Origin of the sequence: Pseudomonas sp. Irchel s3h9, from assembly GCF_900187475.1 — a bacterium.
Taxonomy (GTDB): Bacteria; Pseudomonadota; Gammaproteobacteria; order Pseudomonadales; family Pseudomonadaceae; genus Aquipseudomonas; species Aquipseudomonas neuropathica.
Window position 1 is genome coordinate 354,139 of record NZ_FYDH01000002.1, and the last position, 24,871, is coordinate 379,009.

17 protein-coding genes are annotated in these 24,871 nt (G+C 59.3%); all 17 read right to left on the bottom strand.

What is annotated here, in order from left to right:
• Positions 1-3,225 (bottom strand): ATP-binding protein, encoded by a 3,225-nt coding sequence (locus CKW26_RS04605; protein WP_095047676.1) that lies wholly within the window; start codon positions 3,223-3,225, stop codon positions 1-3.
• A 10-nt stretch (positions 3,226-3,235) separates the two neighbouring features.
• Positions 3,236-3,862 carry a response regulator transcription factor gene (locus CKW26_RS04610; RefSeq protein WP_095047677.1) on the bottom strand — a complete coding sequence of 209 codons (627 nt, stop codon included), beginning with the start codon at positions 3,860-3,862 and terminating at the stop codon, positions 3,236-3,238.
• 135 nt (positions 3,863-3,997) lie between these two features.
• A complete protein-coding gene (locus tag CKW26_RS04615) occupies positions 3,998-4,441 on the bottom strand; it encodes a chemotaxis protein CheY (RefSeq protein ID WP_095047678.1) in 444 nt (147 codons plus the stop codon).
• 89 nt (positions 4,442-4,530) lie between these two features.
• Positions 4,531-5,739 carry an EAL domain-containing protein gene (locus CKW26_RS04620; RefSeq protein ID WP_176471256.1) on the bottom strand — a complete coding sequence of 403 codons (1,209 nt, stop codon included), beginning with the start codon at positions 5,737-5,739 and terminating at the stop codon, positions 4,531-4,533.
• 73 nt (positions 5,740-5,812) lie between these two features.
• Positions 5,813-6,223 (bottom strand): hypothetical protein, encoded by a 411-nt coding sequence (locus tag CKW26_RS04625; protein WP_095047679.1) that lies wholly within the window; start codon positions 6,221-6,223, stop codon positions 5,813-5,815.
• A gap of 167 nt (positions 6,224-6,390) precedes the next feature.
• Positions 6,391-8,565 (bottom strand): autotransporter outer membrane beta-barrel domain-containing protein, encoded by a 2,175-nt coding sequence (locus CKW26_RS04630; protein ID WP_095047680.1) that lies wholly within the window; start codon positions 8,563-8,565, stop codon positions 6,391-6,393.
• A gap of 230 nt (positions 8,566-8,795) precedes the next feature.
• Positions 8,796-9,569, bottom strand: a complete 774-nt coding sequence (locus CKW26_RS04635; protein WP_095047681.1) for an OmpA family protein — start codon at positions 9,567-9,569, stop codon at positions 8,796-8,798.
• 10 nt (positions 9,570-9,579) lie between these two features.
• The gene (locus tag CKW26_RS04640; protein ID WP_256579867.1) at positions 9,580-9,993 is read right to left on the bottom strand and encodes a DUF4398 domain-containing protein; all 414 of its coding nucleotides are present in this window, start codon (positions 9,991-9,993) and stop codon (positions 9,580-9,582) included.
• 130 nt (positions 9,994-10,123) lie between these two features.
• Positions 10,124-13,759, bottom strand: a complete 3,636-nt coding sequence (locus CKW26_RS04645; RefSeq protein ID WP_256579868.1) for a transporter substrate-binding domain-containing protein — start codon at positions 13,757-13,759, stop codon at positions 10,124-10,126.
• Positions 13,760-14,386: a response regulator transcription factor gene (locus CKW26_RS04650; RefSeq protein ID WP_093431991.1), complete on the bottom strand. Its 627-nt coding sequence runs from the start codon at positions 14,384-14,386 to the stop codon at positions 13,760-13,762.
• A 150-nt stretch (positions 14,387-14,536) separates the two neighbouring features.
• On the bottom strand, positions 14,537-15,724 hold the full coding sequence (locus CKW26_RS04655; protein ID WP_093431988.1) for an EAL domain-containing protein: 1,188 nt from the start codon (positions 15,722-15,724) through the stop codon (positions 14,537-14,539).
• Positions 15,725-15,839: 115 nt separating this feature from the next.
• Positions 15,840-16,862: a fimbrial protein gene (locus tag CKW26_RS04660; RefSeq protein ID WP_245398033.1), complete on the bottom strand. Its 1,023-nt coding sequence runs from the start codon at positions 16,860-16,862 to the stop codon at positions 15,840-15,842.
• On the bottom strand, positions 16,859-17,593 hold the full coding sequence (locus CKW26_RS04665; RefSeq protein ID WP_095047683.1) for a molecular chaperone: 735 nt from the start codon (positions 17,591-17,593) through the stop codon (positions 16,859-16,861). The genes CKW26_RS04660 and CKW26_RS04665 overlap by 4 nt, the downstream gene beginning before the upstream one ends.
• 29 nt (positions 17,594-17,622) lie before the next feature.
• A complete protein-coding gene (locus tag CKW26_RS04670) occupies positions 17,623-20,004 on the bottom strand; it encodes a fimbria/pilus outer membrane usher protein (protein ID WP_245398032.1) in 2,382 nt (793 codons plus the stop codon).
• A gap of 147 nt (positions 20,005-20,151) precedes the next feature.
• Complete coding sequence (locus tag CKW26_RS04675) at positions 20,152-20,685, bottom strand: fimbrial protein (protein WP_095047684.1); 534 nt, start codon at positions 20,683-20,685, stop codon at positions 20,152-20,154.
• 312 nt (positions 20,686-20,997) lie between these two features.
• Positions 20,998-21,714: an MgtC/SapB family protein gene (locus CKW26_RS04680; RefSeq protein ID WP_007913384.1), complete on the bottom strand. Its 717-nt coding sequence runs from the start codon at positions 21,712-21,714 to the stop codon at positions 20,998-21,000.
• Between the two features lie 126 nt (positions 21,715-21,840).
• Positions 21,841-24,540, bottom strand: a complete 2,700-nt coding sequence (gene mgtA, locus CKW26_RS04685; protein ID WP_095047685.1) for a magnesium-translocating P-type ATPase — start codon at positions 24,538-24,540, stop codon at positions 21,841-21,843.
• Positions 24,541-24,871: the final 331 nt, after the last annotated feature.

Here is a 24,871-nt window from a genome sequence, read left to right on the forward strand (position 1 = left end):
TCAGATTTGCAAGCGTTGCGCGAGTCCGGCCATGGCCTTGCGCAACGTCTCGCTCGCCACGTCCAGCGGCGCCGCGTGCGTCTCGCGACACGCCTGCTCGAGCGCTACACATGCCGCCACCACCCGCGCCGCGCCGACCATCTGCGCCCCACCCTTGATGTGATGCGCCAGCTCGCGCAACCCTGCGCGATCCTGCTCCTGCTGCAAAAGCTCCAGACGTTGCAGATCGAGGCGCACGCTGTTCAACACTTCCTTGCGCAACTGTTCGATCAAGGCACGATCATCCCCAGCCATTTGCTCCAGCGTGCTCAGGTCGATTTCCGTCAGCGCGGCCACCTCGCCGGGGTCCACCGTCTTCTCGCAATGACTGGCAGCCGTCAACGCCTGCGCCAGGTCGTGCAAGCGGATCGGTTTGAACAGGCATTCGTCCATGCCGGCATTCAGGCAGCGCGTCCTTTCCTCAGCTTGCGCATTGGCGGTAAAGCCGAGGATCAGACAAGGCTTGCGGCCGGCATGCGACTCGGCATCGCGGATGGCCCGCGCCAGTTGGTAACCGTTGCGCCGCGGCATGTTGCAATCGGTGATCACCACATCGAACGCCTGCGCCCGCCACTGCTTCAGGCCTTCATCACCGTTCTCGGTGTCGACGGTGCGATGGCCGAGTTCACTCAACTGCCAGCACAACAGCAATCGGTTCACCGGATGATCGTCCACCACCAGAACACTCAGTGAAGCCGTTACCGCAAGCGCTGCTTGCGGAGCACTTGGCGCGCGAGCCAGAGCAGCCAACAACGGCAGTTCAAGACTGACTTCGACGCGTGTGCCTTCACCCGGTGCACTGTCAAGCCGCAGCGTACCGCCCATCATTTCACAGAGGTTGCGACTGATGACCAGCCCCAGCCCGGAACCACTGCGGGCTGATTGCGAGTCATGGCTCGCCTGCACGAAAGGGTTGAACAGCCGTCGTCGGTCGTCGGCGTTAATCCCCACCCCGCTGTCTTCAATAAGCACTTTCACACTCAGGCGTTCCGCCGTCGCGGTGGTCACCGTCAGCCGTAGACTGACCTCGCCCTCCTCGGTGAACTTGATCGCGTTGCTCAACAGATTCGACAGCACTTGTTTGAAGCGCGTCGGATCAATCAGCACGTCAATGTTGCTGCGGGCATCAAGTTCGATGTGCCACAACAAGCGCTTCTGCCGCGCCAGCCCTTCAAACACTCGACACACCGACACCACCTGCTCACGCAGGTTGGCACGCTCAGGCACGAGGGACAAATGCCCGGTCTCGATCCGCGCGATGTCGAGGATGTCGCCGATCAACGCCAGCAACTGTTGCCCGGCGTTGGATGCCACCTGAATCGCCAAGCGATCGGTCACGCCTTCCTCGGCGCGCTTCAAGGCCAGTTCGAGCATGCCGATCAAGGCGTTCATCGGCGTGCGAATTTCATGGCTCATGGTCGCCAGAAACGTGGTCTTGGCGCGATTGGCATCATCTGCCACGTCCTTGGCTTCCTGCAATTGCTGCAACCATTGCTGGCGCCGGCGAATCTGTTGGCGTTGAAAAACGATCCAGGCCAGCGCAAGCGCCAGCAACACCGCCGCACCGGCAAAACCGAGGAGAATCTCGCGACGATGGCGTAACCAATAACTGTCTTCCACCACCACATCGTGGCTCCAGCGCTCTACCAGTTCGTCCATCTGTGGCGGGGCGATGCTCAACAACGCCTTGTTCAGGATCGAATGCAATGCCGTCATCTGCGGTGCCGTCGCCAACGCAATGCGCGCCGGTTGATCGCCGATGGTGCCGGTAATGCGCAGACGCTCACGGTAGTGACGTGCGATCAGAAAGCGCGCCACCAGCAATGAACTCACCGTGGCATCGACCTGACCCTTGGCAATCAACGCCACGCCTTCAGCGGGGCTTTTGACTTCGACCAGACGGATGCGCGGCACGCGGCTTAACAGGTAAGCACGTAACGGATGGCCGCGATAAATCGCCAGCCGTTTATCGGCCAGATCATCGAGGTTGAGCGGTCCCTGCGCGGTGATTACGCTGACCAGCACAAACGGATTATTCAGGTAGGCACGGGTAAATTGCAGTTCGGCTTCGCGCTCGCTGCTCGGTGTCACCACCGGCAATACATCCAGTTCACCGGCCTTGAGCTGTTCGATCTGCCGATCCAGCGACCTCCCGCGCACGATCTCGAAGTTCAACCCGCTGCGCTGGCTGATCAGACTCAGCAGTTGCGCCGACAGTCCGCTGAAACGGCCATCGGCATCAAAAAATGTCAGCGGCGCGAAATCTTCGATGGCTCCAACCCGGACAACTGGATGCTGGTCCAGCCATTCCTGCTCATTCGCACTGAGCTGCACCCGCGACTGTTCAGCCATATCGGCGAGGCCGACGCTCCAGCGTAGCTCGATGCGCTGGCGCCGCTCCATGGGGATGGCCGTCAATGCCTTGTCGACGATGCGTTTGAAGCGCCCATCGCTGCGCAACAGCGCGAAGCCGAACGAATTGGCGTCCAGCCCGGCCGGACCGGCCAATTGCAGGTCGTTACGATAATTGGTGTTGATCAGGTAGTTGGCACTGATGAAGTCGCCCAGATAAACATCGTCCGCGCCGAAGGCCACCGCACCGAGCGCATCCATCGCCGACGGGTAACGCTGCACACTTGCCCGGGGATAAAACGCCTGCACGCTGGCCAGAGGCAGATAGTCCTCGACCATGGCCAGGCGCTTGCCGGCCAGATCGGTGGGCAATTGCTCATCGAGTCGAGTCACCAGCATCGGCTGATCTTCGGCGTAGGCACGGGACAGGATGAAGGCCGGGTCGGCGGCTTCAAAACTGTTGGAGGTCCCCAGCAGATCGAGATCGCCGCGTTTGAGTGCCGCCATCACGGCATCGCGGTTGGCGAAACGGCGGACTTCGATGCGCACGCCGAGCAACTGCCCCAGCAGGTCGGCGTAATCGGCGGTCAGACCTTCGAGTTCCTGTTGATTACGGGTGATCTCGAACGGCGGGTAATCCGGCCCGGAAATGCCCATGCGCAACACCGGATGCTGACGCAGCCATTGCCGGTCCTGTTCATCCAGGCGCAGCTGGACATTTTCCAGTCCGGTACGGGTCAGCACTTGCAGCACCTGCGGCGTGTCGCTTGCCCAACAGGTGGCCATCAGCGTCAGCCACAGCCACAGCCAGACAATCCGGCGCCCCTGCCTCATGTCTGTCCGCTCAGATCACATGATTACGCTTGGCGAAATCGCGCAAGTGTACCGCTGAGTTCACCCCGAGTTTTTTCATCAGACGGGTCTTATAGGTGCTGACGGTTTTGTGACTCAGGTGCATGTCCTCAGCAATCGCCTTGTTGGACTTGCCCCGCCCCAGTTGCGCGAAAATGCTCAACTCACGGTCGGAGAGCTGCTCGATCATCTGTTTTTCCGTGATCTGCACGGCATTCAGCGTACTGAAATGGTCCGGGAGCGCAGAGAAAAAGGTATGCCCCGACACCACCGCCCGGATGGCATTGCGCAACTGCTCCAACTGATTGGTTTTGGTCACGTAGGCCATGGCCCCGGCGCGCACACAGCGTTCCTGATAGAACATCGGCTCGTGTGTACTGAACACCAGCACTCGACAATGAAGATCATTGGCCTTGATCCGGGCCAGCACCTCCAGCCCGCCGAGCACTGGCAGATTCAGGTCGAGGATCACCAATTGAGGCTTGTGTTCACGAATAAGCGAGATCACCTCGTTGCCTTGGGACGCCTCGTATATCTGCTTGAATCCTTCGGCTTGCAACACGATCCGGATGGCGGCACGCACCACCGGATGATCGTCGACGATCAGCGCTAACTTCATGGCCACTCCCGGTGCAAAGACTGACGGTCAGGCCACCGATGGGGGCTGATCCAGACTCAGTGGCTGCACAGGGACTGTTGCATGGAACGGGGAGCAAAGCACCTGTCAGGTCTGACAGTTGCGGCCGGGGACTTTTTATGCATGCGCAACGTACTGCATCAGCGGGTGTGGCTTGTGAGCGGCCGGTTTACCTGGCTTTGCGGGCACATCGACCAGCGCCATCAACTGACTGATCGACTGTTTTGAAGGCAACGTCAAATGACTGATCTGCACATTCTCCTGAGCGAACCCCGAGGTCTGTTGCAACGGCGCCGTGCCTTCGTTATAGATCAACGCCTGACGAATCTGCGGGTTATCAAGGAAAAACCCCAGCAGATCCAGCGAACGCGCCGCCAGTTCGGCATTGATGACCACCACATCGAACGGCTCACAACCGTAGTCCACCAGCGTCAACAGCTCAGTGAGGCTTTGCACCGGGGCCACGCGGTAGTAATCGAGGCTGTTGAACAGACGCTCGATTTTCATCCGGTGGAAATGCTGCGAATCTGCTATCAGGATGCGCAGGGCTTTATTGATCATGCTCAATCTCCCGGTGTCACGGTTTCTGGGTGCGGCAAGACTACGCAAGCCACACGACAGGATCTGTAGGACTTTTCCTAAAAGAAGGTTCACTCATCCAAGTCACGCCGATCACTGTGCTGCTGCAACCAAAGCAACAGATCAGCCCCGGACATCGGCCGCGCATACCAATAGCCCTGCCCTTGGGAACACCCCAATGCCAACAGTTCACGGCGCTGTGCATCGGTCTCGATCCCTTCGATCACCACGCTCATGCCGAGGGTTTCACCCAACGCCAGTGTGCTGCTGATCGCCGCCCGGCATCGCGGTTCGTGCTCAAGATTGCGGATGAATTCGGCGTCGAGCTTGATCTCGTTGAACGGCAACTGACACAAGCGCTGCAAAGATGAGAAGCCGGCGCCGAAGTCATCGATCGATAGACGACAGCCCATCATTCGCAGGCGGACGAGGCTTTCCAGGCTGGTGGCCGGCGCTTCTAGCAGACCGCTTTCGGTCAGTTCGAAAGTCAGGCCTGCACCGCAAGCGCCGTGGTGCGCCAGAAGGTTCTTCAACGTGGTCGTGAGCTGCGCATTGGCCAACTGCACAGCGTGCAGATTGAACGCAACATTCAGGAAAACTCCCTGTGCACGGGCACTTCGTTGCACGCCCAGTGCCTGCTCGATCTGCGCAAACAGTAGCTCGTCGAGCAACCCGCAACGCTCCAGTACAGGCATGAACAAAGCGGGCGAAAGGATGCCGTGGGTCGGATGGAGCCAGCGGCATAGCACCTCTACACCACAGACCTCACCGGTCTGCAGGTTGAATTTGGGCTGATACCAGGCCTGCAATTGCTGCTGCGCCAACGCCTGACGAACCGATGCCTCACTGGCCAGCGTCACGGCAGCGGCCGTGGGTTGCGCCAGAGCAGGCCTGTCGAGGGATTTGCTCAGCAGATTCGCCAGCACTTGCACATGCAAAGGCTTGCCTACATCGCCCAGCAGTTCCAGGCCAAGCAACGCCACCATCTGATGCACCGCACGACGTAGGTCTGCCGACAGCGAACTACTGATGATCACCGACTTGACCTGCCCCGAGGCCCCCACCCGCTGCAGAAACTCCAGCCCGTCCATCCCCTCCATCTGCAAATCGCACAGGGCGACATCGACGGTACCGACTTCCTGCAAGAGCGCCAGCGCCTGAGCTCCGTCACTGGCCTCGAAGATTTCGCGACAACCCAGCGTACGCAGCATGTTGACCGCCACCGAGCGCTGGAACGCATGGTCTTCCAACACCAACACACGCAGCGGCAGAGCAGGCACGGCGATTGAGTCGTCGATGCCGGGAGCATGGTGTGTCGTGGCCAATCGCGTATTCGACTCGCCAGCAGAGATCTCAACGGTTGTGGGATTGTTCATGAACATCGAGGTGCTCCAGCAAAGGGCCAAGGGTTTGCCGGTCCGGGGTACGGATCAGCATCAACTGTCGTCGGTGGTTGGCATAAATCGTCTGAGCCTGCGGCTGGCCGCGAACGGTGTCATGAATCACGCCGTGGCGAATCTGTGCATTGCTTGCAAAGAACCGCACCCAATCCACGCCAGTGGCGGCGATCAACCCCGCGTTGATGATCATCAGGTCAAAGTGCTGGAAGGGCTCGCTGGAGTAATGGGTCACGCCCAACAACTCACGAAACGAGTGCACCCGCGTCAGTTCGCGACAGCCCAGTTCTTTAAAGGTCTTGCCGATTCGGGCGTGCAACGCAGGCTCCTCGTCGGCAATCAGAATTCGCCAGCTTTTGTAGGACATTGGTTTCGACAGAGGTAGAAAAGGTCGCCGCTCGCGGCGTAAGAGGCGACACACTAGGCAAAACAGTCGTCAAAGCATGTAGGACGAGTCTGAAAAAACACCAAGAAATCTCCGATACCCTTTGAAGAACAACGCCACGTCGGAAGGATCCGACGTGGCAACCCGCCTCACCAAAGGTAGCGATACCCCAGGCTCACTCCGAATGGCTGTTCGATGCCATTGCCCTTGGCGTACTCGGCATCCAGCGAGATCTTGCTTTTCTCACTGACCTGCAATACGCCGCCGAAGCCGAGTTCGACGCGGTTGCCCGGCAGCTCGGCATCGAGTTTGTTGCCATTGACGCTGACCTTGCTGCTGCCGGCATGCTCGGTGATGTACGACGCTTTGACATACGGTTGGGCCTTCATGCCATTGCTCAGCTCCAGGCTGCGACCGAACAGCGAACCGACACGGCTTTGCAGTGAATCCAGATCATCGGACTTGACGCGCAGGCCGTTGCTAGCGGTGTAACTGGCCCCTTGGGTGCGGGTCGCAGTGATTTCCAGTTGCGGCTCGACGAACCAGCCATCCTTCAGATTGATGCGCTTGCCAACCTCGATATCAGCACCGACACCATTAGTGCTGTAGGAACCTTTTACCGCTTGCCCCAGATTGTTCGGCGTTTTGATGTCCGTATCGAAACGGCTGTACTTCAGGACGCTGTCAACGTAGACGCCATTGTCATTGAGGTAAGTGGCGTAAATGCCGAACATGCGGCTGTCGATATCGCCCGACGCCCCTTCACCGAAATCCAGATCGGAACGCGCAGTACCGACCATGCCACCGACATAAATCTTGCCGCTGTCCACTGCGAAAGCCTTGTCGGCACCGATTTCCAGACCGCTGACGTCCTGGGAATAGGCGCGGCTGGAATGCTCGCTCACATCGAAACGCTTGCCGATGGCGCGGGTCCAGAGCCCCCCGTCATCCTCGCCCATGCGCAACTCGCCGAGGCGCTTGACCAGAGCGTTCATCTGCGCGTTCCACAGGCTGGCGCCGGCGGTGTGCGCGGCGATGGCGGCGTTGGCCCCTTTGGACAGGTTTTCCGGCGCCGGGTCGATCGGGCGCGGCGGTGGCGTCACAGGGCCCACCGGATCCACTGGATTGACCGGATCAACTGGCGTCACTGGCTCCACCGGATTGCCGGGGTCTACTGGCGTCTCTGGATCCACCGGCGTTACCGGATCAACCGGAATCGCTCCCCCGCTCGCCAGTACCCAGTCATCACCCTGTTGGCGCAAGGTATAGCGGAATGCACCCGCATCGACGTGGCCGCCATACAGGGCGAATTTCGCGCTGCCGCCGTTCGTATCGACCAACAGCAAGCGGCCATCGGAGGTCGTCGGTTCATGACCGGTATCGCCGACGATCAGCGTGTGATCACCGCTGGCCATGCCGACGCCTTGCACGATCAGCAGATCATCACGCTGATTGGCGATATCGGAATTCATCAAAATGCTGCCGCTGCCGGACAGGGCATTGACCGTAAGCGTCTTGAACGTACCGTCGTTGCTGGGCGTAAACGCCAGACGACCGCCATTGAGGGTCAGCGAGTCCAGCGTTTTCACGCCGTTCTCCATGACATTCACCGTGCCACCGGCGTCTGCCACCAGACCATTGGCTTGGGCGCCCGTGTAGAGATTGACCTGACCGCCATTGCTGACCGTGCTGTTGTTGGCCGTGCCGGTGTCGTACACGCTTTGCGTACCGCCTTGAACACGCGTGTCGTTGGCCACCGCCCCGCCAATCAAGCCACGGCGAAGGGTTTGCTCACCGCCGGCGTCAATCACGCTGCCGTTGGCCACCGCCATGTTGATCAGGTTTTGTGTGCCGCCAGCACCGACCTGAGTATCGTTGGCAATCGCCATGACATCCAGCGTCTGTACGCTGCCTGCATTGATCAGCGTGCGATTGGCCGTGGAACGTGTGACGGTCTGCTGACTGGCATTGAGCACGGTGTCATTGGCGATACCGCTGGTGCCCACCATCTGTGAGCCGCCGTTATTGACCACCGTGCCATGACTGACGCCACTGGAAACGTTCTGTGTCGCACCGTCCACCACGGTGTCGTAGGTCACACCGTTCTGAAATACGCTCTGCGTACCACTACCGCTGACCGTGGTGCGATGGGCTGTGCCGTTGGTTCCGATCGATTGAAGGCCTGTGGTGACGCTTTCGTCATAAATCACCGCCCCGCCATTGACTGAGGGGGTATAGGCACTGGCGTGCAGTGGCAGCAAAAACGCAACGGCGACGGCCACGGCGACAGGGTGGCGCTGGAACAACGGGGAACGGGTTTTCATCAACAGAACCTCACGTGCGCCCTCTTGGGCAACGGCGTAAATCGAGTTGAGTTCGAACCTCTGAGGGAACCGGTTCGCACTCGGGGAACCGGCAATTTAGAGAAGCGAAGGGATTTTCTGAGTAGGATTTTTCCTTGTCTTTGTAGGAAATTTCCCAAGAGCATTGATCGGTTTTGACCCATGCTCAAATGCAAGAAAGCGAGCCCGTTGCAGGCTCGCTTGATTGGTCTTCAGCCGCGTGCGCCAACCACGCTTGAACCGTAAGAGATGATGACCTCCACCCGACGGTTGAGCTGACGGGAGCGGACATTACCGTTGTCGGCAATCGGAAATTGCTTGCCGTAGCCTTTGGTGATCAGCCGATCAGCGCCGATGCCCATTTGCTTGAGCGCGAAAGCCACGGCGTCTGCGCGCCGCTCCGACAGACGCTGATTGAAATCGTCACCGCCGACATCGTCGGTAAACCCTTCGATGCGCACCTTGCGTTCAGGGTTGGCCGCCAGATACTGCGCCAGTTGTTCGAAGTTGCGCTGGCTGCCGTACTTGAGATCGGCCTTGCCGGTGTCGAACAGCACATCGCCGAAGGTCACGACTTCCCCGCGCTGGGTTTTCTGCGCTTTCATCGCTTGCAGCGCCTTGAGCTGCTGAGTGCGCACGTCGAGTTGCACCTGGGTACGCTCGGCGTCGATTTTCTTCAGACCCGCCTCGGCTTGGCGGCCGGCAATGGTCTGCTCGGCCAGGGCGATTTTCTGGCTGGCCAGATAGGCCAATTGATCGACTTGCGGTGCCTGGCGGTCCTTCTGCGACGCCTGGTCGGCCGCGTTCAACGCCGTAAAGGCAGACTTGGTTTCAATAGCTGCGAGGGTGTTGGCTTCCGGCTTGTTTTGCAGCGCCGCGAACTGTTCGCGGGCTTGCAGCAGTTGCGGGTTTTCAGGCGGCGTGGCGCAACCGGCCAGTGTCAGAGCGATCAGCGAAGCGATGGGCAACAGTTTGAAATTCGACATGAACAAGTCCTTATTGAGCGCTGGCTGGCGGATTGAAACCGGTGACCGGGTCTTGCAGCATTTCCTGCTTGAGCACCTCAATGCCATTGCGCGCGTCAGCCAATTGTTTCTGCCATTTCACAGCGCGCGATTTACGTTCGGCGAGGTTGGCATCGGCTTCGATCTGTTCGGCCAACAACTTGGCTTGCGGGTAGTTTTTCTCACCGAGGGCGCGTTCCATCTGGAACATCTTGTCTTGCGCTGCCTTCATTTCCAACGGTGCGTATTGGGTTGCTTCGGCCGACACCGCACGGTTGACCGCGTCCTTGGACAAGCTGATCTGTTGCTCTGGAAGCGGCGCGCTGGCGCAGGCACTCAACGCCGCAGCGACGGCCAGTCCAGAGACGGCCAATCGTGCACGGGAAGACATACGTGGAAGGGTCATCAACAGCTCCAAATGTTAACCAGTGAAGTGAGCTCGGCTGTATGCCGAGACCACCGCACGTTAGCGACAGAGAGCCAGTGACGAATGTAGGAAAATTCGCAAGAACGACAGGGAAAATGGAAATAGATTGCTACGCCAGACGCTCATCCAGTTGTGCCGCCAAACGCTCCATCGATTGCTGCAAGGCATCCACCGCTTCGGTCAGAACCTGCGTGTCGAGACCTTCGCTGGCAACTTCCAGCGCTTCACAAGCCTGGATCAGTGAGTGCGCCTTGATAATGCGTGCGCCGCCCTTGACCCGGTGGGCCAGATTAGCGAGCCCGGGCATGTCGTGCTGGGTAAACAGGCGCATCAGTTTGGCCATGTCCTGCGCATTGCTCGTGGCCAGATCGCTCAACAGACTGTTGATCGACGCGCGGTCGCCACGGGTCAATTGTTCGAGGCTGCCCAGATCGATGTCACCGATGCCGACATCGCCGGGCTCGTCTTCAGTCGGTGAACGAGGCCGTGGAACGACTGCGGCCAGACGCAGATTCAGATCCCTGAGGCTGATCGGTTTGAACAGGCAATCGTCCATGCCGGCCTCGGCGCAACGATCCTTCTCCTCGGCCAGCGCATTGGCGGTAAACCCCAACACCAGGCTGCGCGCCAATCCTCGCGTCGCCTCTTCATCGCGGATCGCCCGGGCCAGTTCGTAACCATTCATGATCGGCATGTTGCAGTCGGTGATGACCACGTCGAACGTCTGATTGCGCCAGGCACGCAGACCATGGGCGCCGTCCTCGGCATCCGTCACCCGGTGGCCCAAATAACTCAACTGCTGCGACAGCAGCAGACGGTTGGCCGGGTAATCGTCAATCACCAGAATATTCAGACAGTGACTGGCCTGCAGTGCCACGTTTTCCTCGACCGGCGCGGCGTCCAGAGGATCGAGTGTCGGTAGATTCAACCGCACCTCGATCTGCGTGCCCTGCCCCAACTCGCTGGTCAGCGCGAGGCTGCCGCCCATCATTTCGCACAAGGTGCGACTGATCATCAGCCCCAGCCCGGAGCCGCCCTGGGCCGACTGACCATGGTTGGCAGCCTGGGAAAACGGCGTGAACAATTGCGCCTGATCCACAAGCGAGATGCCGCGCCCACTGTCGGTCACGCGCAAGCAAAGGCGCAGTCGATCATCACTGCCAGTCTCGACCTGCACGCTCAATACCACCTTGCCCACATCGGTGAACTTGATCGCATTGCTCAACAGGTTCGACAACACTTGCTTGAAACGCAGCGGATCGATCAACACGTCGACGTTGCTCAGGGCGTCCAGATCCAGTTGCAGACGCAACTGTTTCTGGCGCGCCAGGCCTTCAAAAATGCGCGCAACCGATTCAATCAGTTCACGCAGATTGGCGCGTTCCGGCGCCAGCGACAGGCGCCCGGACTCGATCCGTGCAATATCGAGAATGTCGCCAATCAGGTCCAGCAAGCCCCGCGCTGCGCCCGAGGCCACTTCAACGGCAAAGCGATCCAGCACACCTTGATCGGCCTTTTTCAGCGCCAGTTCGAGCATGCCGATGATGGCGTTCATCGGCGTCCGAATTTCATGGCTCATGGTTGCCAGGAACGTGGTTTTGGCGCGGTTGGCGTCATCGGCAACATCTTTGGCGATTTGCAGTTCCTGCAACAGATGCTGACGCTCGCTGACATCGATCCAGCCAGCGATCATGCCGGTGACGGCACCATCGCTGCCACGGTATGGCAGCATCCAGTGATAGATGGTCAGCGCGCGGCCGTCCGCCAGATTCAGGCTGCGGTCCTGGATGCTCGGCAAGCCGTCCTCCATCACCCGTAGATAATCATCCTGAAACGTCTGTGCTTGCTGCATATCGCTGAGCACGCCGTCCGTGACCAACTTGCCGATGACCGCTTCGCGCTCGGTGCCAAACACTTGCAGATAACCACTGTTGCAGATCACCAGGCGACCTTCGCGATCGCGCACGTAGATCGGATGCGGCGTGCCGTCGATCAGCACGCGCATGAACTCCATCTGATCGTTCAGCGCGATTTCCGCCTGACGGCGCTTGCGCATCAACAGACGCAGATAAGCGATCCAGCCCAGCGCCACCAACAGCAACACGCCGGCGATCACGAAGCCCTGGATGATCATGCCGCGATTGCGCAGCCAATAACTGTCATTCACCACCACTTCGCTGCGCCAGCGGTTGGTCAGCTCATCCATTTCCTCCGGGCTGATGCTCAACAGGGCCTTGTCGAGAATCGAGTACAGCTCCAGCGCACCGCGACTGGTGGCCAGTGCGATGCGTGCAGGCTGGGTGCCGACGGTACTGGTGACCTGCAATTTGTCGCGGTACTGACGCGAGATCGTGTAGCGGGCACTGACCAGTGAGTTGATCGCGCCGTCGACCTCTCCCAGCGCGACCATCTCCATGGCTTCGGCAGCATTGTCCGCCGGCACCAACTGCACATTGGGGTATTGCTCGACGAGGTATTCACGCAAGACATTGCCGCGAATCAGCGCCAGACGTTTGCCGGCCAGTTGATCGAGCGTCTGCGGCTCGTCGCCACGGCGCATGACCAACACGAACGGATTGATCAGGTACGGCCGGGTAAAGCGCAGTTCGCCTTCGCGCTCAGTACTCGGGGTGAAGGCGGCGAGCATGTCGGCCTTGCCGCTGGTCACCTCGCCGATCAGGTCGCCCACCGAATCTACGCGCTGCATATCGAATTGCAGACCCGTGCGCAGGCTGATCTTGGCCAGCACGTCAGCGCTGATGCCGCGAAAGTTTCCGGCCTGATCGACAAAGGTCAACGGCAGAAAGTTTTCGTTGATCGCGACTTTGATACGCGGATGGTGATCCAGCCAACGCTGTTCGTTCACGCTGAAATGCAGCCGATGCTGGCCGGGAATGGCCACCCCGCCGACACTCCAGCGGCGCCGGATGCTCATACGCTCTTCCGCAGGAATGACCTTCAACGCCGCATCGAGAATGTGCAACAACCGGGTGTTTTCCCGGGTCACGGCAAAACTGAAGGGCTGGGTTTCCATGCGCGAAAAATCGCTGAGCTGAACGTTGTTGAGGTAGTTCTTCTTGACCAGGTAATTGGAGCTGAGCAGGTCGCCCAGATAGACGTCAGCCTGACCGAACGCCACGGCACCGATCGCCGTCAGTGTCGAGGGATACAGTTGCACGTCGGCTTTTGGGTAAAACGCCTTGACCGTTTCCGGTGGCAGGTAGTGATAGAGCATCGCCACCCGTTTGCCCGCCAGGTCTTCCGGCAGGTTGTGACTCTCATCGATGCGCGTCACCAGGGTCGGGTTATCGTCAGCGTAAGGCGAAGAGATTGCCAGTTCGGGGTCCGCCGCCTCAAAACCGTTGGCGGTGCCGATCATATCGATCTGGCCGTGCTTCAGCGCCGTCAGCAGATCGCCGCGCGAGGCGTAGCGCCGGACCTCGACCGTGACGTGCAGCAATTGTTCGATCAGTTGTGCGTAATCGGCCGTCAGGCCTTCGTAATCATTGCCGTTGCCGGTGATCGCAAAAGGCGCGTAATCAGGGCTGCTGTCGCCGAGCAACAGACGCCCCTTGCGGCGCAACCAGCTCCAGTCCGGCTCATCGAGTGGCACGGCATACTCGTCGACATCCGAGCGACCGAGCAATTGCAATGTATCGGGCTGCGTCGCGGCCATGGCCTGCAGCAACGACATTGAGCCGAACAGTGCCAGACCGGCCAGGCAATTTCTGACGAAAATAATCATCTAGAGCAGGTTGTTACGCTTGGCAAAATCGGCGAGGTACACCACCGACTTGACGTTGAGTTTCTCAATCAGCCGCGTCTTGTAAGTGCTGACGGTTTTGTTGCTTAACAGCATGGCTTCGCCGATTTCCTTGTTGCTCAAACCCTTGGCCAGTTGCTGCAGGATCGTCAACTCGCGATCAGACAGACTTTGAATCAGTTCCAGATCGGTGGCCTGCGCATCGCTGCGGCGCACCGAGCTACTGGCCAGATTGGGGAAGAAGGTATAGCCGTCCATCACCACCTTGATGGCTTTGACCAACTCGTCGAGGTCGTTGGTTTTCGACATGTATCCGGCTGCGCCAGCCTTCATGCAGCGCATGGAATAGAACTGTGCCGACTGCGACGTCAGCACCAGGACCTTGCAAGACAGGTTCAGCGCGCGGATACGCGAGATCACCTCCAGGCCGTCGAGCTTGGGCATGGCGATGTCCAGAATGATCAGGTCGGGGGTATGTTCGCGGGCCAGCTGCACAGCATCGGCGCCATTGTCCGCTTCCGCGACGACTTCGAAATGTTCCTGTTTCAACAGCATCTTGACCGCAGAGCGAATGAACGGGTGATCGTCCACGATGATCGCTTTCAACATAAAAACCCCTGTAAGACGTTGATCAACTACTTGGCAACGCCACAAATAACAATGGGACAGCAGTCCAGATGCTCCACGTGCAGAACATACACGAGCACCACAGAATTGTAGGAAAATTCTTGGAAAACACCGCACAGCACCGCACAACGATCAGCGCTCGCCCTCTGGCTTCTCCAGCCATTGCAGCAAGTCATGTCCGTTCATGGGACGGGCCAGGTAATAACCCTGACCCATTTCGCACTCCAGCTCGCGCACATGCTCAAGCACCTTTGGGCTGCTGATGCCTTCGATCACCAGATCCATTCCTAACGAACGAGCCAGCACCCTCGTACTGGCGACCATCGCCCGGTTGCGTTGACGGTCGAGGTGCTGGACAAAACGGCCATCGAGTTTTATCTGGGTGAACGGTAACTGGCACATCAGCTTCAACGAGGAAAACCCGACACCGAAGTCGTCGACCGCTAATCCGCAGCCGAGCAGGCGCAAACGCAACAAGTTCTCCTGCGTGCCGGGCGGGCAATCGAGCAAACCGTTCTCCGCCAGTTCGAGCATCAGAACCGATCCGTTGAACCCGTGCCGCTCCAGCGCCCGTTTGATGTGTTCCACCAGAGCACTATGGGTCAGTTGCGAGGCATGCAGATTGAACGCCAACTGCAAGGCCACACCACGATGACGCAAAATGCCCAGCAGGTTCAGGCCCTGCTCAAGCAACTGTTTGAACATCTGGTCGGTCAAGTCATACGCCAGCACGGCGGAGAGAAAGTCGCAAGGCAACAGCGTCCCGCGCGCGGGATGCTGCCAACGCACCAGCGCTTCCACGCCGATCACCGCACCGCTGTGTAATTGAAACTGCGGCTGAAACCACGCCCGAAACTCACCCAGCGCCAGCCCGCGGCGCACTTCATCTTCGTGGGGCAACTCTTTGCTCGGTGGCGCCAGCACTGGCGGGATCCGCCCGTGTTTATAGCGATACAACAGGCGGTTCAACGCACGCAGCTGCACCGGCCGGCTCAGCACTCCGAGCAATTGCAGACCGCCCAGCGAGGCCATTTGCCCCAAGGTACGCGCCAGCTCCGGGGGGAGTTCACTGCACAGCAACACCGCGCGCACCATACCGCTGTGGCTGGCAACACGGAGGAATTCCAGGCAATCGAGGCCCCGGTCAGTGAGGTCGCAGATCACGATATCGACCCCGCCCTGCAGGTGCATCTGCACCATGGCCTGCTCGGCATCCGGTGCTTGCAACACGTCACGCACGCTCAGGCGTTGCAACATCCTGACCAGCACGTTGCGGGCAAACTCATGATTTTCCAGCACCAGAATACGTGGGGAGGTCATCTTCCTTTAATCACTCAATTGACCCGGGAGACCGGATAGTGGCCTGCGCCAGCAGGGTTGAACGCAGGACTTATCCTGCGTCAATGTAGGAAATTTCCCAGAAGCTAATGCGTCATCAGTAGTAAACGATCTGCACAACCATGATCGCTTCGAACGGTCCGACCTCGGGATTGCCCAGCGACACCACCGACGCGCTGAACGGCACATCGATATGGCTGACGTCCGCCGGAAAATTCGCCAGAGGGAAAGGCTCGTTGATCTGCACCAGATTGTTGTGGGCATCGCGCACCTGAATGCCGAACTGACTATCGGCGGATGGCAAGATGTTGTAGAGGCCCTGTTGGTGGGTGGTCACAAACGTCGCACCGATGTTGATCGCGCTGCTGCACTTTTTCTCCAGGGCCAGGTTGAAGGGGCCGGTCGGATTGGGTGGGGAAAAACCGGTGGTGGTTTTCTGGATCACGCCAAAGTCGACAATGCCCGGCTCCGGCGTCACCGTGACGTCGACTGTGCACGCAGTGCCGACAATGTTCTGCAACCCGGAGAGTTGAAAACGGAAGTTGCCCGCCGGGTTGCTCGGCCCGCCATTCAAGCCATAGAGACCGTCGAACTGGAACACGTCGTAGGTGTCTTGCGAGGGACGCTGCAAGGGCAACAATCCGCGTTTGCGGATCACCACCTGAAACGCAATGCTGGGCGTCACCCGTGAACACGCGAGCATGTCAGCGCCGCTGGTCGCGTCCGGGCAACCACGGGATACGAATCCGCTGTTCACGCCCTGGGTCGGGTTGGAGCTCCAGTCGCCGTCCCAGGCTGTCACGCCGCGATACACCAGACCGAATTCGATGCCCCACGGGGTGGCATTGAGTCCTGCCGGGTTGCCATAGAAGTAGATCGGGTCGTCTTCCCTGAAGTGCAGATCGAAGAGTTTCCAGCAGTCGGCCGGCACCACATGGGTTTTCGAGCGCCAGATGATCGTGCCGTCCGGCACGGTGTCCGGCACCGACACCGGGCCAATGTATTCGCTCAGGTAGCTGCCGCCGTCCAGCGACTTGCAGACCATCGCCGAAGCCAACTGCGACGCGCCCAGCAGCACTGCGGCCGCGGCCAGCCGGGTCAGCGTAGAGAACAGGCTCACGGTCTCACGCCTTTGCAGACGTTCGCCACGCAGTTGAACAGCGTGTCGGACTGGCCACCGAAGTCATTCATGTTCGACACCCGCAAGGTGCTGAACGCGGTGTTGCTCAGGGCAAAGCGCGCATTGCCGCGTGGCGCGATCATCACCGTATCGATCGGCATTCTGGTTTTTTCCGGGCCGGCCAGCAGCCCGACCACAGTGATGTGAAACGGTGTCGGGTTATCGACAATCAGCTGTTTCGCTGCCGGGTCGATTTTCAGGTTCAGGCCCAGCGCGAGGTCTTCACCACGCTCACGCTTCACCGCTGCCGGGCGATAGAACAATTTGATCTTCGACTGCAAGGCGATCTGCATCGAGTTGACGGCCTGGCTCTTCGGCGGAATCTCGCGAATGTTCAAATAGAACACTGACTCGCGGTCAGCCGGCAGGGCCAGTTCGGGCAATTTCACGATACGCAGCACACTGCTTTCGTTCGGCTCGATGCGCTGCAGCGGTGGCAGGACCATGAACGGTGAGGTGACTTTCTGGCCACTCTCGTTTTCGATCCACGACTGCACAATGAATGGCAGCTGCGGGTTTTTGTTGCTGACTGTGACGCTGACCGATGGTGCACTTTCCTCGAACACCAGCCGGGTGCGATCCGGCACCACAGCGGCGCTGGCCAACAGCGGCAGACTAAGGCCCGCGGCCAGAAACAGACGGTGAGCAGTAAACAAGGCAAAACGAGACATGATGACTCCGGGTTCATTGGAAGACGCGGTTACAGACACTGGGCAGGCTTGGCGATATTGCTCACCACGTCCTCCTCAGGGAGTTTGGCCAGACTGCATTGGCCGGCGTCATCCCAACGCGCTACCAGTTCAGCCCCAACCTTGATGCCCAACAGATAAGTGACGCCCGCCTCGCCGACGATGCCCACCTCCCGGTTGGTGTTCTTGTCCTGCACCGATGCGCCGAAAGGCACCGGTTTACCGTCGTTGCGGGTCAATACGACAAATGCGTTGCGGCCCTGCCCCGTGGCGAAATTGACGTAGCCGATGGCCCCCTCGGTCAGCGCCAGACGCTGGATCGGGTTGGACACTTCGGTGTTGAGCGGCAGTTTTTCGACGTTGACCCGCGCTTCGTAAGCCTGAAACGAGGGCAAGCCATCCATCACCGCATAGCCGTCCCGGTTGGTGCGGGTCTGCCCGGTGAAGGCTACGTCCGGTACGCCATCGGTGGACACCAGCAGGCGCGTATCGCCATTGGTGCCATTGCCATGGGCCGAGACCCCATAACGGGTGGCGACCAGTGAGCTGTCGAGTTCGCCGGTCAGCGAGCGATAGGTGCTGCCATCGGTGGAGGCCGACGCGTTGGCGCGGTAACTCGAAGCGCGTTTACCGACATAGGCGTTGACGTAGCGGTTGTCGCCAACGCCGCCATACACCTGATAGTTCACGCCTTCGCCGTCGTCATGGCTGTAGCCGACACTGGCGGACGAATCGCCGGAGCCCGAGCGCTGCAGGTTACTGGAGGCCATCGAATTGCCCCCCAGTGGCACCGTCACACCGAGGTAGATCTGCGAGTCATTCTGCCGACTGTTTTGCGTCTGGTAAGCCGACAGGTTTGCGGTGATGTTCTTGACGTTGCCAAGGGAAAAACTGCGCGCCACGGTCATGCCGAAACGATCGGCTGCCGGCGCGTCCCAATAAGTCGAATGGTCGTAGGAAAAACTCGTCGATAACCAGGAAAAATGCTTGGCCAGGGTCACCGAATAACGTTGCTTGCCCGAGTTCATCGCATAGGAATCAGCATCGCCGACAAACTGCGAAAAGTTGGTGAAGGTCTTGTCGGAAAAGCGATAACCCAGAAACCGCAGGTCGGTGCCAATGGCGTCAAAACGCTTGGAATAGTTGATTCTGTAAGAGTTGCCGGCCACGGTTTCGCCGTTCCAGCGCAGCTTCGCCCGAGACGTGGTGACATCACCAGACACTGCGCCGAATACGCCAAGGTCCTTGCCGATACCGATGGCATTCGACTGATAACCCGAGGCAGCCAGCACGCCACCGTAGATCGTCCAGTCCCTTGGCAGACCATAGGCCGCTTCCGAGGCGACAAACTCAGGCTCTGTGCCGCCGTTACCGGTCAGGCGCGGCTGGCCGGCGGAAACCTTGTAACGCAACTCGCCTTCACGGGACAGAAACGGAACTGCGGCGGTGGCTACGGTAAACGTTTGTTCGCTGCCATCCTCTTCGCGCACGGTCACATCCAGTGTGCCTTGCACGCTGCTGTTGAGATCCTGAAGGCTGAACGCACCCGGTGTCACCGTGGTCGAGTACAACACACGACCCTGCTGGGATACGGTGACGGTCGCGTTGGTACGCGCCACGCCACTGATCAGCGGCGCATAACCGCGCAGGTTCGGCGGCAACATGCGGTCATCGCTGCTCAGGGTCGCTCCGCGCAGGGCAAAGGTGTCGAACACATCGGAGTTCAGATAGTCCTCACCGACCGACAGCTTCGAACGTATCGATGGCAACGCGCGATAGGCGTACAAGCGGTTCAACTGGAACGCTTCGCCGTGGGGATCATTATTCTGGCTACCTGACTCTTGCCGCGCCTGATAATCGGCGCGGATGCGCCAGGCATCGAGGTTGACCCCGGCCGTGCCATAGCTTTGCAATGAACGCGAATCGCCGGACGGCGTATTGGTTTCGCGGCTGTTGGCGATCACTCGGTAATCAAGCAACGCGCCGTTGAGCCCGTCGCTCCAGGCGGCAGGCGGAATGTAGTTGGGATCGTCATACTCGAACGAGGCCTGCGGCAGGCTGATCGACAGACGTCCAAGGTTTTTCATGTACTTGATCGAGGCATTTTCAATGCCACGCAAATCCACACATTGCCCCTCAGCCAGACGCGGCAGGCTTTTGAGCAACGCAGGCTTGAGACCAAAGGTCGCCACCAGGTCTTCGGGCAGACAGGCGTAACTTTCTTGCGGGTTGGCGCCGCTCTTGAACTCGATCGAACGTGAACCGAAATAACGCTGATTGACGGTGATATCCAGCAAGTAACGACCGGGCACAGTGTATTGGGCGTGGGCAAACTGTCCGAGACTGATATCGTCGTTTTTATCGATATTCAGGAACTCCGAATTAAACTCCACAGCGTTTGAATAACGCGCACAGGAGATCAACACGCAAGACACGAAAAGTTTTCGGCCGTACACGGGAAATAGCCTTTATCAGAACTTTGACGGAAAAGAAAAAAGGGGTTTTCACCCCTTTCTCTTACAACGTGCGATACCGAGGTATCAGTTGTAGGCCACGGTGAAGTTCGCAACGCTGTCTGCTTCACCGGTGGTGACGGTCGCAGCGGTGGCTTCATACATGGCGGCGAAGGTCACGGTGTTGTTGCCGTTTTGCAGCACAACCGGAGCGACCTGCTCGGTGCCGTTATCGAGCATTTCGCCAGCGCTGGCCTGCAGACGGATGCCGACGTTCTGCGCCAGACCGGTAGTGGCGAACAGGCCCGGAACCGCTGGATCCTGCACACCGCTGAAGGTGAAGCGGGCGTTCTTCTGGGTGGTGGTGTCGCAGTCGGTCAGGATGATGTCGAACTTGGTCGGCGTCGAACGATCACCGATCGCCTTGAACTGGTTCGATGGCACCTGACCCAGGGAAACGGTCTGGTCCAGAGAGCTGGCGTCGATACCGCAGGCGCCGGATACGATTTCACCAATGAAACGTACGGTGCCAGGGTTGCCGGAAGCCGGCGTCGCAGCATTGGCGAAAGAAGCGAGCCCCATGACAACGGTAGCGGCGGTAACAGCGACGATCTTTTTCATTTTTTACATCTCTTGGGATAGTTGTTTATTCGGCCCAGCGGCCTGGCTCTCCCAATTACTCATCAGCGACAACAGGCTTGCTCGCTGTAGCGAACAACCTTCATCACGGAATCTGCAACGAATGGTTCCCCCCTCTTTCCGGCCATTCCCTGCCGAACTTTCCAGGTATTCATTGCACTTCCGTAATAACGCATCGAGTCATCAGGACGCCGGGCATCTCTGCTCCGGAACAAATAGTGATCGAGACCCAAGGGTGAAAATGTAGGTTCTTTCTTGCCGCCTTGTAGGACAATTCTCAGCAACCGAAAACGATCATTCCGTGGTACTCGGACTCCAGAACGCCTGCACCACCAGCGCCGATGTGGAAATCCGCGCCACCAGCGCATCCAGTTCATCGCCATCGACCGACGTTGTCGCCAGCGTCGCTTCGATTTCGATTTCATCGGCGCCGAAGGCATGCACATCAACATCGCTGGCCGGGTAGTTGCTGCGTTCAAGCTCGGCCTCAAGCAAGGCGAACACGGCGGTTTGCTGGGAGCGTCGGGCGATGACGTAGACGATGTTGGTGACTTCCGCCGAGACCACGTCCAGTGGCTGGCGGTTGATGTTGTTGACGATCGGCCGCAGCAAGGTGTTGGCGGCCAGAATGAATAGCGTGCCGAGTACGGCTTCGGCGAGCAGATCGGCCCCGGCACAGGCACCGACTGCTGCGGAGGTCCACAGGGTCGCGGCGGTATTGAGACCGCGCACGTTGCCCTCTTCGCGCATGATCACCCCGGCGCCGAGAAAGCCGATGCCGGAGACCACGTAAGCAACCACGCGCACCGCACCTTCGGCGCCAGCGAGACGGTTGGCCATGTCGACGAAAATCGCTGCGCCGACGGCGACCAGCACGTTGGTGCGCAGGCCGGCGGTGCGTTGCCGGTACTGACGTTCGAAACCGATCAGGCCACCGAGGATGAAGGCGGCACTGAGGCTGACGAGGGTGTCGAGCAGCGAATCGAGGTTGAGGTTGTTGATGGCTTGCATAGTCTTGTCCTTGAAACACATAACCTTTGTAGGAGTGAGCCTGCTCGCGATAGCGGTGTGTCAGTCATTGCAATGTTGACTGACCGATTGCTATCGCGAGCAGGCTCACTCCTACAGGGGGCAGCATTACTGCCAGCCGAACCGGCGGATGTAAAAACCTTTCACGGCCTGGGTCAGCGCCATGTACGCCAGCAGAATCACCGGCAGGAACACGAAGTACAGCGATGGCAACGCCTGCAGTTTGAAGTAATGCGCCAGCGGCCCCATCGGCAGGAAGATGCCGACCGCCATGATGATCCCGGTCATGACCAGCAGCGGCATGGCCGCGCGGCTTTGCAGGAACGGAATCTTCGGCGTGCGGATCATGTGCACGATCAGCGTCTGGGTCAGCAACCCGACCACGAACCAGCCGGACTGAAACAGGGTCTGGTGATCCGGGGTGTTGGCATCGAATACGTACCACATCAAGGCGAACGTGGTGATGTCAAAGATCGAACTGATCGGGCCGAAGAACAGCATGAAGCGCCCGACGTCACCCGGCTGCCAGCGTTGTGGTTTTTTCAGCATGTCCTCATCGACGTTATCGAATGGAATGGCGATCTGCGAAATGTCGTAGAGCAGGTTCTGCACCAGCAGATGCATCGGCAGCATCGGCAGGAACGGAATGAACGCACTGGCGACCAGCACCGAGAACACATTGCCGAAGTTGGAGCTGGCGGTCATCTTGATGTACTTGAGCATGTTGGCGAAGGTGCGCCGCCCTTCGAGTACGCCCTCCTCCAGCACCATCAGGCTCTTTTCCAGGAGGATGATGTCGGCGGCTTCCTTGGCGATGTCCACCGCACTGTCCACGGATATACCGATGTCGGCGGTGCGCAGGGCTGGAGCGTCGTTGATGCCGTCACCCATGAAGCCGACCACATGGCCGTTGCCTTTGAGGATGCGCACGATGCGCTCCTTGTGCGACGGCGTCAGTTTGGCGAAGACGTTGGTGGTCTCTACGGCAACCGCCAGTTCGGCATCGCTCATGCGTTCAACGTCGTTACCCAGTAGCAAACCCTGCTGAGCCAGACCGACTTCGCGGCAGATTTTCGCGGTCACCAGTTCGTTGTCGCCGGTCAGCACTTTTACCGCCACGCCATGTTCGGCCAAGGCCTTGAGCGCCGGCGCGGTGCTTTCCTTCGGGGGATCGAGGAACGCCACATAGCCGATCAGCGTCAGTTCCTGTTCATCGGCCAGGCTATAAATCTCGCGACCTTCAGGCATCGAGCGGGCGGCCACCGCCACCACGCGCAAGCCTTCAGCGTTGAATGCTGCGGTGACCTGACGAATCCGGGTCAGCAATTCATCGCTCAAGGCTTCATCGACCTCACCGTGACGCACGCGGCTGCACACCGCCAAGACTTCTTCCACGGCACCTTTGCAAATCAACTGATGTGGCTGGCCACGTCCTTCGACCACCACCGACATACGCCGACGATTGAAGTCGAACGGGATCTCGTCGACCTTGCGAAACGCCGTGCCGACTTTCAGTTCACGGTGGATTTCCACGTGTTCCAGCACCGCGACATCGAGCAGGTTTTTCAGGCCGGTCTGGTAGTAGCTGTTCAGGTAAGCCATTTCCAGCACGTCATCGGAGTCTTCGCCCCAGACATCGACATTGCGCGCGAGGAAGATCTTGTCCTGGGTCAGCGTGCCGGTCTTGTCGGTGCACAGCACGTCCATGGCGCCGAAGTTCTGGATCGCATCGAGACGTTTGACGATGACTTTTTTACGCGACAGGAACACCGCGCCTTTGGCCAGCGTCGAGGTGACGATCATCGGCAGCATTTCCGGGGTCAGGCCGACGGCAATCGACAGCGCGAACAGCAATGCTTCGGTCCAGTCACCCTTGGTGAAACCGTTGATGAACAGCACCAGCGGCGCCATCACGAACATGAAACGGATCAACAGCCAGCTGACTTTATTCACGCCTTGCTGGAACGAAGTCACCGCGCGATCGGTTGCGCCGACACGCTGGGCCAGCGCACCGAAATAGGTGCTGTTGCCCGTGGTGAGAATCACCGCCACCGCCGTGCCGGAGACAACGTTGGTGCCCATGAACAGGATGTTGTCCAGCTCCAGAGGATTGCGCGTGTCGCGATCAGCCTGACGCGGAAACTTCTCCACCGGCATCGATTCGCCGGTCATCGCCGCTTGGCTGACGAACAGATCCTTGGCGCTAAGCACGCGGCAATCGGCAGGAATCATGTCACCGGCCGAGAGGACGATCAGATCGCCCGGCACCAATTGCTTGATCGGCAATTCGCTGCGTGGGGCGTCACGGCGCATCACCGTGGCGGTGTTGCTGACCATGGCTTTCAGCGCGTCGGCAGCCTGGTTGGATTTGCTTTCCTGCCAGAAGCGCAGCAACGTCGACAGCACCACCATGGAGAAAATCACCACGGCGGCCTTGAGGTCTTCGGTCAGCCACGAGATCACCGCCAACAACGTCAGCAGCAAGTTGAACGGGTTTTTGTAGCAGTGCCACAGGTGAATCCACCATGGCAGCGGTTGTTCGTGTTCGACTTCGTTGAGACCGTATTGCGCACGCAGCGCATCGACTTCGAAATCGGTGAGGCCATCGGAGTGCGTGCCCAATGACGAGAGCAACACACCGCTGTCGCAATGCGCGGCATCGACCAGGGTGTTGGCCAAAGTCGGCGGGACTTCACGGCTGACCGTGGTGTCGTTGATCGATTCCAGCAGCGCCAGACGACGGAAGTGCCGGGCGATGTGGCGGGTCCGCAGAAAACCTGCGAAGAATTCCTTGAGCGTAAGTTTCATGGCTGTTGCCCCTATGGTCAGCCGGGAAACCGTCAAGCAGGTACGGCCGCGCCTCGTCCACCGGAAAAACCGGCACGGCAAGGCCTGGCGCGCCGGTCAGAAACGACAGGCGTGTCGATAGGGCTGCGATCACGACTGTGTAGTCGAAATCACGCTCTGTTCAGCGTCGATGAGAAGGAACGTCCAGACATGGCCCAGGACGGGTCATGCACGGGATGCCGCTGCTCGCTGTTACGGCGAGACAACGGCAGAGAAAGGCTGCGCGTTATCTTGCCGAGAATCTGCCGGTTACCGAGACCGGCCGACAACTGTCACTCGAACAAGTACCCAC